At 69.5% G+C, this 18,322-nt stretch carries 13 protein-coding genes; 3 read left to right on the top strand and 10 right to left on the bottom strand.

Annotated features, from left to right (window positions below; genetic code table 11):
- From A5655_RS10550 to A5655_RS10585, 8 genes are all read right to left on the bottom strand, one after another.
- The coding region (locus A5655_RS10550) for a WXG100 family type VII secretion target (protein ID WP_033709885.1) at positions 1–161 on the bottom strand (161 nt) is incomplete at its 3' end.
- A 242-nt stretch (positions 162–403) separates the two neighbouring features.
- Positions 404–703, bottom strand: a complete 300-nt coding sequence (locus tag A5655_RS10555) for a PE family protein (protein ID WP_066912455.1) — start codon at positions 701–703, stop codon at positions 404–406.
- A gap of 354 nt (positions 704–1,057) precedes the next feature.
- A complete protein-coding gene (locus A5655_RS10560) occupies positions 1,058–2,281 on the bottom strand; it encodes a PPE family protein (protein WP_156764810.1) in 1,224 nt (407 codons plus the stop codon).
- A gap of 57 nt (positions 2,282–2,338) precedes the next feature.
- A complete protein-coding gene (locus tag A5655_RS10565; RefSeq protein ID WP_067009332.1) occupies positions 2,339–3,574 on the bottom strand; it encodes a PPE family protein in 1,236 nt (411 codons plus the stop codon).
- Positions 3,575–4,099: 525 nt separating this feature from the next.
- The gene (locus tag A5655_RS10570) at positions 4,100–5,308 is read right to left on the bottom strand and encodes a PPE family protein (protein ID WP_067009334.1); all 1,209 of its coding nucleotides are present in this window, start codon (positions 5,306–5,308) and stop codon (positions 4,100–4,102) included.
- A gap of 12 nt (positions 5,309–5,320) precedes the next feature.
- The gene (locus tag A5655_RS10575; RefSeq protein ID WP_066912455.1) at positions 5,321–5,620 is read right to left on the bottom strand and encodes a PE family protein; all 300 of its coding nucleotides are present in this window, start codon (positions 5,618–5,620) and stop codon (positions 5,321–5,323) included.
- Positions 5,621–5,792: 172 nt separating this feature from the next.
- Entirely contained in the window at positions 5,793–7,064 is a 1,272-nt protein-coding gene (locus A5655_RS10580) for a PPE family protein (protein ID WP_067009337.1), read from the bottom strand.
- Positions 7,065–7,486: 422 nt separating this feature from the next.
- A complete protein-coding gene (locus A5655_RS10585) occupies positions 7,487–7,681 on the bottom strand; it encodes a ferredoxin (protein ID WP_067009340.1) in 195 nt (64 codons plus the stop codon).
- 225 nt (positions 7,682–7,906) lie between these two features.
- On the opposite strand from A5655_RS10585, the gene A5655_RS10590 reads away from it, so the two are divergent.
- Positions 7,907–9,082 carry a cytochrome P450 gene (locus tag A5655_RS10590; protein ID WP_067009344.1) on the top strand — a complete coding sequence of 392 codons (1,176 nt, stop codon included), beginning with the start codon at positions 7,907–7,909 and terminating at the stop codon, positions 9,080–9,082.
- A gap of 30 nt (positions 9,083–9,112) precedes the next feature.
- Here the strand turns inward: A5655_RS10590 and eccCa are convergent, their stop codons facing one another.
- Positions 9,113–13,285, bottom strand: a complete 4,173-nt coding sequence (gene eccCa / locus A5655_RS10595) for a type VII secretion protein EccCa (protein ID WP_067009347.1) — start codon at positions 13,283–13,285, stop codon at positions 9,113–9,115.
- A complete protein-coding gene (gene eccB / locus A5655_RS10600; RefSeq protein ID WP_067009350.1) occupies positions 13,282–14,802 on the bottom strand; it encodes a type VII secretion protein EccB in 1,521 nt (506 codons plus the stop codon). The genes eccCa and eccB overlap by 4 nt, the downstream gene beginning before the upstream one ends.
- A 352-nt stretch (positions 14,803–15,154) precedes the next feature.
- Here eccB and malQ point away from each other — a divergent pair, with 352 nt between their 5' ends.
- Complete coding sequence (gene malQ / locus A5655_RS10605) at positions 15,155–17,311, top strand: 4-alpha-glucanotransferase (protein ID WP_067009353.1); 2,157 nt, start codon at positions 15,155–15,157, stop codon at positions 17,309–17,311.
- Between the two features lie 38 nt (positions 17,312–17,349).
- Positions 17,350–18,231, top strand: coding sequence for an LLM class F420-dependent oxidoreductase (locus A5655_RS10610; RefSeq protein WP_067009356.1), 882 nt, complete (start codon positions 17,350–17,352; stop codon positions 18,229–18,231).
- The last annotated feature ends 91 nt before the right edge of the window (positions 18,232–18,322 follow it).

Below are 18,322 nucleotides of genomic sequence, written 5' to 3' on the forward strand. Positions count from 1 at the left end.
TAGGACGTCGCCTGCGCCTGGCCACTCCAGCCCGCACCGGCGATGTTCATCGACGACGCCCACATCTTGCGGGCCTCGTCCTCAACGGTCTGCGCGTGGACCTCAAACCGGCCCGCCATCGCCCGCATCTCGTGCGGGTCGGTCATAAAACGTGTTGCCATGTTGGCTTTCTCCTTAATTCTGAGTGACTTGTTTTCAGTTGTGAGTGACGCTGGCCCAACGGTTACGCGTTAGCGCACCGCGGGACCACATACGTAGAAGACTTCCCCCCATACCGTCGGCCGGGGAACGTCCGACGTGCGGACGTTGAACCCCAACCACGGCGATTGAATCGACGAACACTCGGGTCCCGGGGCCTTGGCCCAGCCGTCAGACCCGACATTCGCAGAACCGCTGAACCCGGTCAGCCGGCGGCCGCTGCGTTGGCGGCTTCGGTCGCGGCGTACGAGCCCGAGCTGATCCCCAGCGTGCTGACGAACTGCTCGTGAATCGCGGCGGCCTGGGCGCTGACTGCCTGGTACATCTGCGCGTGGGCGGCGAACTGGGCCGCGGTCAGCGCCGACACCTCGTCGGCGGCAGCGGGTACTACCCCGGTTGTCGGGGCGGCCGCGGCCGCGTTCTGGGCGCTCAGCGCCGAGCCGATCCCCTGCAGGCTCCCGGCCGCCGCAGCCAGAGCCTCTGGCTGAGTGGTCACGAACGACATGCTTTTCCCTCCTAGATTGCCTCCCGCACTGCTCTGTGCAAGAGAGTAGATGACAACATCCGCTTCAAGCTGGCTCCGAGACCACCTGTTCGCAATTGTTCACTGGATGGCACGGCGAATTCACTTTTAGTAACGACACAGTAACAGCGCCTGGCCCCTACCGCTGGCGTTCACAGGACCGTCACAGCAAACCGTGAAGGTGAGCCCTCCCGGGTCGCCGTTGAAGGCCGGTTGGCCAGCACGTATGGAGCGTAGCACCGATGCGGCGAAATCGCGCTGGAGCAAATGCCTTACCCGAGCCGGCGAGGAGGGTCCGCCGCGCCCCCGCGTCACCCCCGTCAACGGGTCCACGAGCTATCCCGCCGCGGGTGGCCGGGCCATCACGGTCGGCCGGAATCCGTACCGGGGCCCGGCCCCGCTTCCGCCCGTGCCCGCACCGGCCAGGGGCATGCCGCCCAGCAGGTTTCCGGGCCCCGCGTCGGGCGCCTCCCGGACGTTGCTCACCGGGATGGCCGTCGCATGGCTGGGCGCCGTGACCGGCCCCGACCATGAGGCGGGCACGGACAGCCTGCCGATCGGGGTGGCGCTGCCCAGATGCGCCGCCACCGGCGGCGCGCCGCCGCCGAGCAGGCCGCCGAGGCCGGGCAGGCCCTTGGGGACGGCGGCCGCGGCCGCCGGCGCCGCGCCGCCGATGGCCCCCACGGTTTTCGCCGTCTGGGTCATGGAGTTGGCCATGCCGATGCTGAAGTACGGCAGACCCTCGGTGTTGTAGAGGACGCCGGCGTACGGCGACCACGCCGACATGAATGCCGAAAGGCTGCTGCCCGGGAACGACGGGGACCCGAACAAGACCTGCCAGACCGAGGACAGCGGGCCGGTGCCGGACGCCAAATACCACCATTCCTGCTGCAGTGGCGTGTAGAAGGGCGCCGCCAGGCTGGCCAGCTGCGCGCTGATCTGGCTGATCGCGCTGTTGATCTGGTTCTGTATCGAGCCGATCGACGTGGTCGTGGCCGCGGTCGTCGCGGCCGCCTGGGTGGTCGAAGCGGCGGGATTGGCGATCGTCGGCGCCGCGGTGAACGGCGTGACGTTGGACGCCGTCGCCGAGTTGCCGGCATACCCGTACATCGTCGCGGCGTCCTGGGCCCAGAATTCGGCGTACTGGGCCTCGAGCTGCGCGATGATCCCGGTGTTCTGCCCCAGCACGTTGGTCGACACCGCCTGCGCCAACTCGGCACGGTTGGCCGCGATCAACGGCGGCGGCACTATCGAGGCGAACGCGGCCTCATACGCGGCCGCTGCCGCGCTGGCCTGGGTCGCGGCCTGCTCGGCCTGCGCGGCGGTGGCGCTCATCCACTCCACATATGGCTGCACCGCCGCGGCCATGGACCCGGAGGCCGGCCCCAGCCACTCCTCGCCGGCGAGCTGGGTCACCACGTTCTCGTAGCCCAGGGCGGCCGCGTTCAGCTCGGCGGCCAGGGAGTTCCAGGCCGAGGCCGCGGTCACGAGCGGTGTCGAGCCCACACCGGTGTACAGGCGCGCCGAGTTGACCTCCGGCGGTAACGCACCGAAATCGATTGCCATGTCCTGACTCCTTCATCAGTCGCGGCCACGTTGGCCGCCTCGTACAGCTGGTTATCCGGCGGATGGTGGGCGTGCGAGCACGCTGCGCCTGAATCCGTATTCGCGCGGCGGAAAGGCGGAGCCCGAGCGGCGGCTGCCGCCGCCCATGGGCATGCCGCGCAGCAGCCCGTTGCCCTCGCCGTGCGGGTCGGTGGCGTAATCGACGGCGATGGCCTGGGTGGCCGATTCCTCGACCGCGCCGGGAGGGCCGGCCCAACTCTGCGGCACCGACAACCCGCCGATCTTGGTGGCCGAGGACAAATTCGCCGCTATCCCGCCGTGGCCGCCCGCGGTGCCTACGGCGCCCAGGTGCAGGCCGGCGAACTGCGGCGTCGCGTACCAGGCGCCTTGCGCGCCGGCCGTCGTTCCGCCTGGGCCGAACACCGTCTGCTGCGCGATCGAGCCGAAGAAGCTCATCAGCCCGGTGGAGAAGTACGCGAGCCCGACGGTGGTGCGGGACAACGCGGTTCGGTTCGACACGTTGAGGGCGACGACCTGCTGCACGATCCACCAGTTGTACGGATTCAGTTGGGAAGCCAGGGCCCCGGCCGAAAGCTGTTGCAGCGCTTGGTTGATCGACGTGAAGATGGACGTGATGGAAACGGCGTCGGGGGTTAGCGCGAGCGCGGGGGTGGCCGTGGCCGCTGCCGGGGCGCCGGTGCCCGCCGGCGTGGCGATGGCCTGACCGACCGCGACCGCCTGGGCGGCCAGCCCGCCTTGGTCGGTGGCCTGTGCCGGCTCGGCGAACGGGGTCAGCTGCGTCGCGATCGCCGAGGCGGCCGCGTAGCCGTACATCGCCGTGGCGTCCTGGGCCCACATCTCGGCGTACTGGGCCTCGGTCGCCGCGATGGCCGGAAAGTTCTGTCCGAAGAAATTGGTCGCGACCAGCGTCGCGAGCAACACCCGGTTCGCCGCGATCAGCGGTGGCGGCACCGTCAGCGTGAATGCGGTTTCGAAGGCGGCGGCCGCGGCCCTGGCCTGGTTCGCGGCGTCCTCGGCGAGCGTCGCCGCGGCACCGAGCCACGAGATGTAGGGTGTCGCGGCGGCCACCATGGATCGCGACGCCGGGCCCAGCCACGGCGCGCTGGTCAACTCGGTGACGATCGACGAGTAGCCGGTCGCGGTCAGACTCAACTCGGCGGCCAGCCCGTCCCAGGCCGACGCCGCGGCCATCATCGAGCCGGAACCCGGGCCGGCGTACATCCGGGCCGAGTTGATCTCTGGCGGGAGCGCCCCGAAGTCCAACACCTAGGAACCACCGGACCGAGACGACATGTTTTCTCCGCAAGTTCGGGCTGGACAACGGGGATTGTCACGAGGCTGTTCGCTTGAAAGGAGGCTAAGGCCCGCCATCGCACGCCGGCGCCGTGCGAGGTGGCCGGTCCCGCGGACCGGCGCAGGATCGCCCGTTGGCCGCACGGCGACGCGGGCCGGGCTCGGTGACCGGCCGACGGCCGGAGGCACCCCCCGCTAGCTGCGGAAATGGATCGATAACGCGTCCAACCCGCTTGCCGCGCGTACCTCAAACCGGCGGGTTTGGGCAAAGATCGGCGGCCCGAAAACGGTCGGGCCGGGTAAAAATCCGGCCGCAGATAAAGCCCCCGAAGGGGGCGCCACGCGAGCCGGCGGCCGGCCGCCGCGAGCGGCGCCGGCGGAGCCCGGGCCCACCTGGGCGCGCTCGGATGGCGAGAGGTCGGGCTTCAGCCCGAAACGCCGTCGTGGGCGCAGGCAATTCTGCCCACGCCCACGATGCCGGTTGTGCTGGAAGGCCGGCTACCCGCCCAGGGGTGGCCGGGCCATGACGGTGGGACGGAACCCGTACCGCGGGCCCGCGCCGTTGGCGGCGCCGGAGCCCACACCCGCCAGCGGCATCCCACCGAGCAAGTTGCCGGGTCCACCGGCCGCCTCCGGCGCAGCGCTGATGCTGCTGACCGGAATGGCGTGGGCCGCGGCTGCCGCCGGGCTAGTGGCCCCCGTCCACGAGACCGGCACCGACAGCTTGCCGATCGACGTCGCGCTGCCCAAATGCGCCGCCGCGCCGGCGCCGCCGCCGAGCAGGCCGCCCAGCCCGGGCAGGCCCTTGGGGACGGCCGCCGCGGCCGCCGCCGGGCCGGTGATGGCACCCAGCGTCTTGGCCATCTGCACACCGAAGTTGCCCATACCGACGCTGAAGTACGGCAGACCCTCGGTGTTGTAGAAGAAGCTCGCGTAGTTCGAGTAGCCGCCCAACGCCGTGCCGATGTTCGACGGCAGGATCGTCTGACCCGTCAGCAGGAACCAGACCTCGCTGATCAGCGGGTTGGAGTTGGAGAACTGCGAGACAAACGAGTTGGTCGTGGCCGGCGAGCCGAGCGCGCCCAGCGCCTGCTGAATCTGGGTGAGGTAGCTCTGCAGGGTCTGCTGGATCGACGCCGCCGGTGCCGCGGATTGGGTGACGGCCGCGGCGGCCGGGTTGGCGACGGTGGGCGCGTTGGTGAACGGCGTCACCTTGGTCGCCGCCGCGGACTGGTTGGCGTAGCTGTACAACGCCGAGGCGTTCTGCGCCCAGAACTCGGCGTACTGCGCCTCCAACTGCGCGATGATCCCGTTGTTCTGACCCAGGATGTTGGTCGCCTGGGCCTGCGACAGCGTGGTGCGGTTGATGGCGATGGCGGGCGGCGGCACCACCGAGCCCAGCACCGTCTCGTAGGCCGCGGCGGCCGACTGGGCCTGGGCGGCCGCTTCCTCGGCCTGGCCGGCGGTCGTGGTCATCCACTGCACGTAGGGCTGCGCCGCCGCTGCCATCGACCCCGAGGCCGGCCCCAGCCATTCCTCGCCGGCCAGCTGGGTGACGATCTGGTCGTAGCCCATGGCGGCCGACGTCAGCTCGGCCGCGATGCCGTTCCACGCGGACGCCGCCGCCATCAGCGACGACGAACCCGGTCCCGAGTAGATCATCGCGGAACTGACCTCCGGAGGAAGTGCTCCAAGATCCATTGTCATGTCCTAAACCCCCTAGCCGGCCGCGGCCGCATTGGCCGCCTCGGTCGCCGCGTAGGACCCGGAGCTGATGCCCAGGGTGCTGACGAACTGCTCGTGGATGGCCGCGGCCTGAGCGCTGACGGCCTGGTACATCTGGGCGTGCGCGGCGAACTGGGCCGCGGTCAGCGCCGAGACCTCATCGGCTGCGGCGGGCACCACCCCGGTCGTCGGGGCCGCCGCCGCGGCGTTCTGAGCGCTCAACGCCGAGCCGATACCCTGCAAACTGCCTGCCGCCGCCGCCAACGCTTCGGGCTGGGTAGTCACAAACGACATCTGTTTTCCTCCTCAACTTTCAGGCTCGATGACCTTCAAGGAATGCTCTTCGCTGCTGAAGTTCACTTCAGACAGGGCTTGCTAGTGAGACTAATTTGATCCCGTCGGGTCGCGCCTCCTTAGCGCCAACTGTTCACTGGTGGACAACTGTTGTTCATTCGGGGCCTCTCGATCAGCCGGCCGACGGCGGGCGGGTCAGCACGCTGTAGCGGAACCCGTATTTGGTGGTGTAGCCGTAGCCGGCGCTGCGCCGCCCGACGGCGCCGGTCGGGATGCCGCGCAGCAGGGCGTTCCCCGGTACGGCGCTGCCACCCGCGTTGACGGGCGGCGTCTCTTCGGACACGGCGCTGACCAGCGTTGCCTGCGCCGCCGGGTTGGTCCAGTTCGCCGGGACCGACAGCGCCCCGATCCGGCCGGCCTCGCCCGCGCTCGCCGAGACGGCGCCGGCGGGGTGCACGCCCCCCAGGCCGCCGATCCCGCCCAGGTGCAGGCCGGCGAATTGCGGCGTCGGGAACCAGGCGCCGCCCGCACCGGCCGTCGCACCACCGGGCCCGAAGGTCAGCTGCTGCCCGATCGACCACCCGAAGTTTGCGAGGCCAACCCCGAAGTAGGCCTGGGCGAACTGCCGTATCTCGTTGCCCAACGGGCTGACCCCGGAAGACGGGAACGCCAGACCGTTCGCCCGGATCCCGAACCAGTCGTTGGTCGCGGTCGGCAGGCCGTACTTGAGGAAGTCCTGCACTTGCTGCTGCAGCATCGAGAACGGCCAGTTCGTGAAGGTGTAGCCCGACAGTTGCTGCAGGGACAGTTGCTGCAACACCTGAGGGATCGCCGCGATTTGGTCCAGCACGGTCTGCGCGGCCGGCTGGGCGGTGGCCTGGGCGACGGCGGCGCCCTGGTTGGCCGCCGCGTTGGGGGTGCTGGTGTTGGGCGGGTCCTGGTATGGGGTGAGGACGGTGGCGGCCGCCGACGAGGCGGCGTAGCCGTACATCGCGGCGGCGTCCTGGGCCCACATCTCCATGTACTGGGCCTCGGTGGCCATGATCGCCGGCGTGTTCTGCCCGAAGAAGTTGGTCGCGACCAGGGTCGCCAACAGCACCCGGTTGGCGACGATCACCGGCGGCGGCACCGTCATCGCGAACGCCGCCTCGAAGGCGCCCGCGGCCGCGCGGGCCTGGCTGGCGCTGTCCTCGGCCAAACCGGCCGCCGTGCTGAGCCAGCTCACGTAGGGCACCACCGCGTTGACCATCGCCGTCGACGACGGCCCGACCCAGGGCGCGCTGATCAACTCGGTGATCACCGAGTTGTAGCCAGAAGCCGCCGTGCTCAGCTCCGCCGCCAGCTCGTCCCACGCCGTAGCGGCGACCATGATCGACTCGGCCCCCGGGCCCGCATACATCCGACCGGAATTGATTTCGGGCGGTAACGCTCCGAAGTCGAACACCGTGTCCTCCTCAGTTGGCCATGATCGCGGCGGCGATCATCGCGGTCAGGTACAACCCATGGTGGGCGCGGTCACAACTTTGTTGACCAGCAAACCCATTCGACGCGATAGCCCGCGCACTGTGGCGCCTGTTCCCACGGCCCGGATAGTTGCTCCGCCACCAGGATTGCCTGGACTTCCGGTCAGGAACGACATGCACAATCCGCCTCGACTACCCCGCTGTCAGCAACCGAGCGACAGCTCTTTTTGGTGCCCGAACTGCCGCTCGCGAAAGACATTAGCTGGTCGTACCTGGCACGCCGACCGACGACGCCAACTGTTCATTCCCAGCCAACCAATGTTCACTCCCGGCCAGCGGGGGTTCACCAGAGACAACTGAATGTTCACCTACCGTTTGTCCGGCGGTCGGGCTTGCTGCGCCGTTAGTCCTCTTCGAGGATCAGCGCCATCTCCGGGCACGAGGCGACGCCGTCGCGGGTCGCTTCCTCGTCCTCGGGCCTGACCTCGTGTTCCTCGAGGATCGAATAACCCGATTCGTCGATGGGAAAAAGGTTTGGGTCGACGGCGTAGCACTGGGCATGGCCCACGCATTTGGACGTTTCGAGACGAACCTTCACAAGGTTTCCTTCTTCGTTTCTTCGGCGGCTTCGGCGAAAACCCGGAACGGACCTGACGGATCGATACGTAGATTAGCCGCTCGATAAAGTCTAGGAGACGGTCGCCGATCGGGGTCGACACGATTGGTGCCGCCCTGCCCCACGTGCGATATTGGGGTGCCGGTACGGGCGGGGACCGCGGCGACAGAACACCAAAATCCAACGGACAGGCGGAGATCAGGGCGCATGAGCACTGTCGGCGAAGGCCAGCCGGGCACCTTCCACCTCCCGCGGCTGGAATACACGAAGCTGCCGATGTCCGCCGACCGCGGCGTCGGATGGAAGACGCTGCGCGACGCCGGGCCGGTGGTGTTCATGAACGGCCACTACTACCTGACGCGCCGCGAAGACGTGCTCGCCGCGCTGCGCAATCCCAAGGTCTTCTCGTCGCGGCTGGCGTTGCAGCCCCCGGGCAGCCCGTTGCCGGTGGTGCCGCTGGCGTTCGACCCGCCCGAGCACACCCGCTACCGCAAGATCCTGCAGCCGTACTTCAGCCCGCAGGGGCTGGCCGCGTCGCGGCCGGTGTTGCAGCGCCACGCCGCCGAGATGATCGCCGCGCTTGCCGGCCAGGGCAAGTGCGACGCGATGGCGGATTTCGCGCGGCTGTATCCCTATCAGGTCTTCCTCGATCTCTACGGTCTGCCGGTCGAGGACCGTGACCGCATCATCGATTGGAAGGACTCCGTCATCGGGGAGAGGCCGTACATGACGCAGGAGGACCACGAAAAGGCGCGCCTACTGCTGGCCTATCTCACCGACGCGATCCAAAAGCGCAGGGAGAACCCGGGTTCCGACATGTTGTCCCGGGTGATGACCGGCGAGGGCAACTTCAGCGATCTCGAGCTGTTGGGCATGAGCCACCTGCTGATCCTCGCAGGCCTGGACACGGTGACCGCGTCCATCGGGTTTTCGCTGTACGAACTGGCGCGCAGGCCGCAGCTGCGCGTCGCGCTGCGCGACAATCCCCGGCAGATCCGGGTTTTCATCGAGGAGATCGTGCGGCTGGAGCCGTCGGCGCCGGTGGCGCCCCGGGTCACGACGGAGATCGTCAACGTGGGGGGCATGATGCTGCCCGCGGGCACGCCGGTGCGGCTGTGCATGGCCGCGGTGAACCGCGATGGCACCGACGCGATGTCCACCGATGAGTTGTTCCTGGACGGCAAGGTGCACCGGCACTGGGGATTCGGCGGCGGACCGCACCGCTGCCTGGGCTCTCACCTGGCGCGCATCGAGCTGACCATCGTCGTCGCGGAATGGCTCAAACAGATTCCCGACTTCGACGTGCCCGAGGACTACCAGCCCGAAATCAAGTTCCCGTCAAAGACGTTCGCGCTCAAGACATTACCGCTGAGCTGGGGCTGAAATTCGGGCCCCAGCTCAGCGGTAGCGGTACTACTTGCGGAACTCGGTGGCGGCCACCTGGACGAACACGCCGGTGTCCTCGGCCATCAGCAGGCCTCGGCCGCGGGGCAGCGGGCCGCCCTTCATCTTGCCGCGGATGAAGCCCTCGTCGGGGTCGGCGTCCATCACCAGTAGCGGCGCGTTCGCCTGGTGCAGTGCCCGCAGCATCGGGTCGCTGCCCGCCGACGACCAGCCACCGAACGTGCGAGTGACGATCACGTGCAGGCCCACGTCGGCCGCCCTGGTCACCCAGGCGGCGGCCTTGTGCAGCGGCGAATCGAACCCGGCCGGCATCTGCTGGATGTCGTCCACGATGAGGAAGATCTCCGGGCCGCTCCACCAGGAGTGCGACAACAGCTCCTCCGCCGACAGGCCGGGTGGCGGTTCGCGGCTGGCCAGCAGGGCGGACATGTCGTTCATCATCGCCTGCACGCCGTCCAGGTTGTACGCGAACTTCTCCACGTACTCCGAGCCCAGCACCGTCAGGAGCTGGCGGCGCGGGTCGACCAGCCACACCTGGGCGGAGGGCCGCCCGGCCGGTGGCGGCGGCGCGCTGCTGGCGCCGGGCGCGTAGAGCCGCCCGATCTCCGACATGATGGTCGCCAGCGTCGTGGTCCGACCACATTCGCGTCGGCCCGTCACCATCAGGTGCGCGTTCTCGGCGAAATTCAAATAGACCGGCGCCAGGTCCAATTCCGAGATGGCCCAGACGATTCCGCCCGCACCGACCCCTTGGCGGGTGTCGCGGGCGGCCAGCTCGCGGACCTGCTCGACGCCGAAGCGCGCGGGCAGGCGGCGGATCGGCGGGGCCTGGCCGCTCGCGAGGCGGCCGACCGCCTCGACGATGCTGTCCGATGCGAACACGTGGTCGGGGGTGCTGGCCAGCGCGGGCCGGGCGATCAGCGTGTGCAGACCGGCCTGCGGGTCGGCGTCGAGGCGAACGTAGTTGACCGCGACCATGCCGCGTCCCGGCTTGACCGGAACTTCCTTGGCGAACCGGGAACGCACCAGCTTGGCGTCCTCGACCGCGGCCAGGCGCAACTCGACGCGGGAGCCGAAACCGCTACGCACCGGCGGCCGCAGCTCCGATTCGCGATCGGCGGTGACGATCACGTGCACGCCGAACGAGGGTCCCTGGTTGATGATCAGGTTCACCTGCTCGATCAGCACCTCGTTTTCCTCGGCCAGCGCCCGGTAGTTGTCGATCACCAGGTACACGTCGCCGAACCCGTCGTTGGGCACCGGCCCGGCCTCGCCGCCGAACTTGCGGCGCCGGAACACCTCCATCGAGGCGATCCCGTATTCGAGGAAGCTGCGCTTGCGCTCACGAACCAGCGCCAGCAGCTCGGCCACCGTGCGGCGCACGCCGTACGGATCGGTCGGGCCGGCCACCTCGCCGACGTGGGGCAAACGGGCCACCGTGGTCAGCGCGGTGCCGCTGTAGGCCAGGCAGTAGAACTGGACCTGCTCGGGCGTGTGGGTCAGCGCCGCCGAGCAGATCAACGTCTGCAGCGCCGTGGTCTTACCCGAACCGCCGGCCCCCAGGATCAGCACGTTGGCGCCGGGTCCGGAGGTGTCGACCGTCCACGGCGGCTGATCGTGCTTGAACGGCCGGTCGATGATCCCGATCGGGAACACCAGGTTCTGCTCGGTGCCGTAGTCCTGCTGCCACTGGCGGCCGATGAACCGGTTGACCAGGTCGTCGATCGCGACGGGTTCGTTCAGGGGCGGCTGCCACAGCCGGTAGGGCTCGAAATCGATCCTGCGCAGCTGATTGATGATCACCGTGCCGACCTTGGGCGTCCTGACCCCTTCGTCGTCGTCCTCGCCCTCGGCGTCCACCACCTCGGGCAGCTCACCGTTCGAGCCGTTCGCGTGAACCGGCTCGAGGTCCGGTCCCCCGACGCTGACCTCGAGCGGGGTGAACGAGTTGGTGAACAGTTGCGGGCGAACGTAATCGATGCTGTGCACCAACGCCGGCGCCACCTCGCCGTCGACCGTGATCCCGGGGGCGATGTAATCCCGCCACAGGAACTCGGCCTGGAACCGGACGATGTCCTCGAGGCTCCTACGGAAGTAACCCAGACCGGCCTGGGCAGGCAGGTTCACCGCGTTCGGCACACCGGCCGCCTGCGCCGCCCCGGCGGTGCGCGCCTTCAGCACCAACCGGTAACCCATGTTCTCCATGAGCTTCTCGGCGCGGCTCTCGATCGTCTGCGACGCCATCATCAGGTGGATCCAGTAGGCGCGGCCCTGACGACCGATCGAGTCCAGCACGTCGACCGCGGTCGGCATGATGCGGAACCACTCGTAGAACTCGTCGATGACCACCACCAGCATCGGCAGCGGCGGCATGTCCTGGCCGCGGGCCCGCATCCGGGAGCGCACGCTGTTGTATTCCTTGGCGTCGTCGACGCCGGCGCTGTCGCAGATCGCCTTGCGGCGCGCGATCTCGCCCCACAGCGCGTCCAGGAACCGCTCCATCAGCGCCTGGTCCTCTTCCAGGTCGGTGATGATGCGCGACACGTGCGGCACCCCGGCGAACGGCTTGACCGCCGAGCCACCCTTGAGGTCGGCCAGCACGAACTGCAGCTCCTCGGGCGGGTGGCCGAGCATCAGCGACTCGATCACGGTTCGCACCAGCGTCGACTTACCCGACCCGGTCGTGCCGGACATGACCCCGTGCGGGCCGTCGCCGCCTTCGTCCAGCGACTTCATGTCCAGGAACAGCAATTCGCCGTTGTCCGAACGATTGCCGAACGGTGCGCGCAGCCGGGACCGGCCCATCGCGTCGGTGCGGCTGCCCCACAGCGCGTCGAAGTCGATGTCGGAAGGGTCGTCGATCCCGTAGTACGCGAGGACGTCCCGGGCGCCGATGTGGGCCACCCGCTGACCGATCTCTTCGTACGCCTCGGCCAGCCGCCAGCGCGCCAGCTTCTGCGCGAACTCCTCCGACTCCCCGATGCTGAGGTGGTCGGTGAGCGCGAAGAACCACGGCTTCTCGTCGATGACCATCCAGGTGTCGCGGTCGCGCGGCAGGGCTTCGATGACACCCCGCTCGTCGAACCGCAGCGTCCGCTCGGGGACGGCCGCCCACATCGACGAGCCGGTCAGGTCGAAGAACGTCACGCCGTCGATGCCCTCGGCGCTGATCACGAACTCCCATTGCGGGTCGGTGACATCGGCGATGATCACCGTGTGCGGCGTCGGTGTCTGCGCCGACGAGCTGGCGTGCCGCGGCGTGAAAGAGCCACGGCCGGCGAACAATTCGGCCTGCTCCGCGGCGAACTCGCGCACCGAGCTGTAGACCATCCGCGCGTTGCCCGCCGCGTCCTGTCGCCGCGAGTCACCGAAGTGCGGCAGCCACTTCACCCAGTCCCACTGCTCCAGGTCGGAACTGACCACGACCATCTGGACGTGGTCGGGGCCGTGTGAGAACGCCAGCTGGCAGACGATCGCCCGCATCAGGCCCAGCACCTGCTCGCGCTCCCCGATCAGCGAGTACCAGGGTTCGACCAGCAGGGAAATCATTTTCGGCAGGTTGTAGACGACGCTCTGGTAGCGGCCGAATTCCTGCAGCGCCTTACCGGTCACCGGCTCCAGCTCGATGTCGGTCGGCATGTTCTGGGGCTCACCCCAGGTCACCTCGGGACGCGTCATGCCCACGCCGACGCGGACGACACCGAAGTTGAGGTCCTTGCCGTCCGGCTTTCGCTCCCACATGCGCGACGAGCCCACCGCGGCGGGCAGCGTGTCGGGCGCCGGGTGGAACCAGCGGTAGTTGGCGTCCATGCTGTCGGCCGACTCGTGCGCGGTCTCGCGCAGCATGTCGAGCATCAACATGAACTGGGCGCGCATCGCGTCCAGCTTCGGCCGGCTCATCTGCTGCTGGCCGCCGAACCGGCCGCCGAACATCATCATCGCCATGCCGCCGATCATGAAGATCGGGAAGATCGCGCCGACGCCGCCGAACACGTGCGAACCGCTGGCGAAGGTCATGGCGACCATGCCGCCCAGCAGGCCGATCACCACGACGCCGACCACCACGATCCACCAGGGCTTGCCCTCCGGCGGGGGGATGCTCAGCGGGGTCGGAAGGACGATGTTCTCCGGCTTGATGACCGGGGGCTTCTCCGGTGTCGGGCGCGCAAATCCACGTTTCATCGGGGTACCACCAACTCTGCAGGGGACATGTCCATGGGCAATGTGTCGTGCTCAACCAAGGCGTCCGCCCGGGAGAGGGTCGGGCCTTGCGGCAGCAGCCGCAGCGCCACCCACGGCGCCAGGCTCGGCGCGGTCTTCAGGCCCAGCGCCTCGCGGGCCTCGCGGGTGTCGTCCACGCCGAACCGTGCGCCCGCGTCGGTCAGCCACCACAGCGATTCGGTGGTCTTGGCGCCCGGGTCGTTGCCCGTGACGGCGACGAAGTTGGCGTGATCGGGGCCGAAGTACACCTGGTCGGCCTCGCGGCCGGTGGTGTCGGCCTTCACCAGGGATACGACCTTGCTCATTTCCTTGGTCGCGACGGGGATGGTGGAGCCGGACACGACCTGGATGCGGGCCCGGTTCTCTCCGGACGTCTTCTGCCACCACCAGCAGGTCGCCGGGTTCTCCCGGATGTCCATCACGTTCAGCGGGTTGTCGGGATACGACGACAGGTCCAGCTTGTTGACCACCGGCATCTTCGCCAGGGAAGACGGCTCCACCGTCACCGGCTTGTTGTTGCCGGGGCCGCCGGCGTTCTGCAGGATCTGCGCCACCAACGGCGGCAGCGTCTGCACGCCATCGGCCAAAACCAGCGAATACTGTTGCGGCCCACTGATTTGCGGGGTGACGATCACCGTCCCCACCGGGCCGGGCGCCCCCGCGAACGTGGCCGGGCTACCCGCGCCGGGAATCTCGGGCACCGTCAGCTCGGGCCCCACCGGCAGCGCGTCGTACAGCGCGCGGCTCATCGGCTTCGCCATGCTGACCTGCTCGGGCGTCAGACCGAGCGGCAACAACACCGAGCGGTTCATCGCGTCGATCTTCGACCGGCGCCCCTGCCGGACCACCCACGCGTCGTCGCCGTAGCGGAGCACCACGGCGTCCGACCCGTTGAGGACCTGCCGGTGGCCGCTGAGGTCCGGGGTCCCGTCGATCACCGTCACGGTCACCCCGGACGGCGCCCCGACCCCGGTCGAGCCGGCCACCGTGTCGCACACCAGCCACGACGACGCGGACGGCGTCTTGGGGGCGAAGTTCGACGGCGCACCGGGAATGCCGACCAGCGGCCCGCGCGGCAGGTTGGCGATCTGGCTCCCCCGGACCAGGTGCGGGTTGTCCGGGCGCCCGGTGATCAGTCGCGCCGACGCCAGGTTCAGCGCCGGGTACAACTTGTCACCCACCCGGACGTAGAGCGCGCCGGAATCGCGGTCGGCGATGATCGGTGACTCGTTGATCTGGCCGGACGGGCTGATGAACGACCACAGCAGGGCCCCCAGGCAGATCACCAGCCCGGCGGACACCGACGCCACCAGGGCCAGCGTCTGGCGCCGGCCCGGCTCGATCTCCATGCGGACCCGCCAGCGGGTCAGCGCCATCGCGGTTCGGCGAGCCAGGAACTGGTAGCCGGTCACCTGGGTGCGGGTCGACAACCCGAGGCCGTACCCCGACCCCCGCTGCCCGCGACTCTCTTCCGCCACGTTAATTCACCATCCGGTCTGCTAGAACGCCTGGACATTGTCCATCGCGCGAATTACATCGACAACCGTAAGGGACCCGCACGGACCTCGCCACGCGTTGCCGCGCACGTTCACTTGGATTCAATCTGGCCGCGTAGGCGAATCCGGCCGCTTTCGGGTCGTGAGTGTCGCTAACCGTGCCAGCAGCGGCGCTGACACTTTTGGTTTTCCCCACTCATCCCCCGGCTGGATTTCTCACGTCTTCACTGGGCATGTTAACCGGGGACGCCCGGTTAGTCCTGTCGAACGGCCAGCTTCGCGACGCGGCTCGGCGATGAGGCGACGCAACCGCTTCTCAAGCAAGATGGGCGACATGACGGAGCTCGCGCCCTCGCTGGTCGAACTCGCCCGCCGCTTCGGCATCGCCACCGACTACGACGACTGGACCGGCCGGCGCGTGCTCGTTCCGGAGGACACGCTGGTGGCCGTGCTCGCCGCGCTCGGGGTCGCCGCCGGCACCGAACAGGAGCGCAACGCCGCCCTGACCGCGCAGCGGCGGTCCCATTGGGAGCGCCGGATGCCGGCCACCATCGTCGGGCGCACGGGTGAGCAGATCCGGTTCTGGGTGCACGTGACGCACGGCGATCCCGCCGAGGTGTGGCTGCAGCTCGAGGACGGCACGGTGCGCGGCGGGGTGGTGCAGGTCGACAACTTCACGCAGCCGTTCGAGCTGGACGGGCGCTGGATCGGCGAGGCCAGCTTCGTCCTGCCGGCGCACCTGCCGCTGGGCTACCACCGCGTCCACCTGCGCTCCGGGGACTGCGAGACCAGCACCGCGCTGATTGTCACGCCGGACTGGCTCGGGCTGCCGGAGCAGCTGGGCGCCCGCCGCGCCTGGGGTCTGGCCGCGCAGCTCTACAGCGTGCGGTCGCGGCAGTCGTGGGGCGTCGGCGACCTCACCGACCTGAGCGACCTCGCGGTGTGGTCGGCGGCGCGCCATGGGGCCGACTACGTGCTGGTCAATCCCCTGCACGCGGCGGCGCCGCCCGGGCCGGGGGCCCCGATGGAGCCGTCGCCGTACCTGCCGACGTCGCGCCGCTTCTTCAACCCGCTCTACCTTCGCGTCGAGGCCATCCCCGAATACGCCGACCTGACCAAGCGGGGCCGGGTGCGCCGGCTGCGCTCGGAGGTCCAAGAGCGGGCGGGCCGCCTCGACGCCATCGACCGCGATGGCGCCTGGGCGGCCAAGCGCACCGCGCTGCGGCTGCTGCATCGGGCGCCCCGCTCGGCGGGCCGCGAGCTGGCCTACGCGGCGTTCCGCGACCGGGAGGGCACCCCGCTCGACGACTTCGCCGTCTATTGCGCGCTGGCCGAAGAGTACGGCGACGACTGGCATCGCTGGCCGGAGTCGCTGCGGCACCCCGGCGCCGCCGGCGTCGCGGGGTTCGTCGACCGGAATTCGGACGCCGTCGATTTCCACCGCTGGCTGCAGTGGCAACTCGACGAACAACTCGCCTCGGCGCAGTCCCAGGCGGTACGTGCCGGGATGGCGCTGGGCGTCATGCACGACCTGGCCGTCGGGGTGCACCCCAATGGCGCCGACGCCTGGGCCCTGCAGGACGTGATGGCGCTGGGCGTGACGGCCGGCGCACCGCCCGACGAGTTCAACCAGCTCGGCCAGGACTGGTCGCAGCCGCCATGGCGCCCGGACCGGCTGGACGAGCAGGAATACCGCCCCTTTCGGGCGCTGATCCGGGCGGTGCTGCGGCACGCGGGCGGAGTCCGCATCGACCACATCATCGGGCTGTTCCGGCTGTGGTGGATCCCGCGAGGCGGACCGCCCACCCACGGCACCTACGTGCGCTACGACCACGAAGCGATGATCGGCATCGTCGCCCTGGAAGCCCACCGGGCCGGCGCGCTCGTCGTCGGCGAAGACCTCGGCACCGTCGAACCGTGGGTGCGCGACTACCTCTTATTACGCGGCGTGCTGGGCACGTCCATCCTCTGGTTCGAGCTGGATCGCGACGGAACCGGGGGGCCGCTGCCGGCCGAGCGCTGGCGCGAGTACTGCCTGTCGTCGGTCACCACGCACGATCTGCCGCCGATCGCGGGTTACCTGGCCGGCGACCATGTGCGGCTGCGGGAGTCCCTGGGGTTGCTGACCCGGCCCGCGGAGGTCGAGCTCGAATCCGACCGGGCCGAGCTGGAGGCCTGGATGGTCGAGCTGCGCCGGGTCGGACTGCTGGGTGACGGCGTGGACGTCGAAGACGACCCGGAGCCGGTGGTTCTCGCCCTGTACCGGTACCTGGGCCGGACCCCGTCGCGGCTGTTGGGGGTGGCGCTGACCGACGCGGTCGGCGACCGGCGGACCCAGAATCAGCCGGGCACCACCGACGAATACCCCAATTGGCGGGTCCCGCTGACCGGCCCCGACGGCCGGCCGGTGCTGCTCGAGGACGTGTTCACCGATCGGCGGGCGGCCGCGCTGGCCGAGGCCGTCCGCGAGGCGATCGCGCCGCCGGGATAACGCACCACCTGTTAACTTCTGGTGCCATGACGGCTTCGCTGAAATTCGGGGTGCTGGCGCCGGTCGCCGAGGGTGTCACCGCGGACCCGGAGTGGATGGCGAGCTTCGCGGGGCACCTGGAGCGGTGCGGGTTCGAATCGATCGTGGTGGTGGAGCACACCGTGCTGGCCACCCGCTACGACAGCGTCTACCCGTACGACAGCTCGGGGCGGGTCGGGCTGACCGCCGACTGCCCCATTCCCGACCCGCTCGACCTGCTGGCGTTCCTGGCCGGGCACACCAGCCGGCTGCGGCTGGCCACCGGGGTGCTGGTGCTGCCCAACCACCATCCGGTGGTGCTGGCCAAGCGGGCGGCGACCGTCGACGCGCTCTCGGGCGGACGGCTGCGGCTCTGCGTGGGCGTGGGCTGGCTCAGGGAAGAGGTCGAGGCGTGCGGCGCGGAATTCGACAGCCGGGGCAGGCGGGCCGACGAGCAGCTGGCGGTGTTGCGGGCGCTGTGGGCGGACACCCCGCAGGGGGTGTCGCACCACGGCGAGTTCTTCGACTTCGACGACGTCACGTGCTATCCGAAACCCGTTGCCGGCGAACGGCTTCCGATCTACATCGGCGGGCACAGCAAAGCGGCGGCCCGCCGGGCCGGGCGGTTGGGCGACGGCCTGCAGCCGCTCGGGGTGGCCGGCCCGGAGCTCGCGTCGCTGATCGCGCTGATGCGCGACGAGGCGGCAGCGGCGGGCCGCGACCCGGCGGCGCTGGAAGTGTCGCTGGGCCACGCGGTCACCAAGATCGATGCCGAGCGCGCGGGCGGCCTCGCCGATCAGGGGGCCGACCGGATCGTGCTCTCGATGCCGCCGACCGCCGACATCGAGGAGGCCAAGGACGCCCTGTCGGCGTGCGCCCAGCGGCTGTCGTTGAGCTCGTGACCCTCTCGGCGAGCGACCGCGCGGCCCTCAGCGATTTGGTGCACCGGTACGCGGCCTACGTGGACGACCGTCAATTCGATTCCGTCACAAT

This window comes from Mycobacterium sp. 1081908.1 (genome assembly GCF_001673535.1).
Classification (GTDB): domain Bacteria; phylum Actinomycetota; class Actinomycetes; order Mycobacteriales; family Mycobacteriaceae; genus Mycobacterium.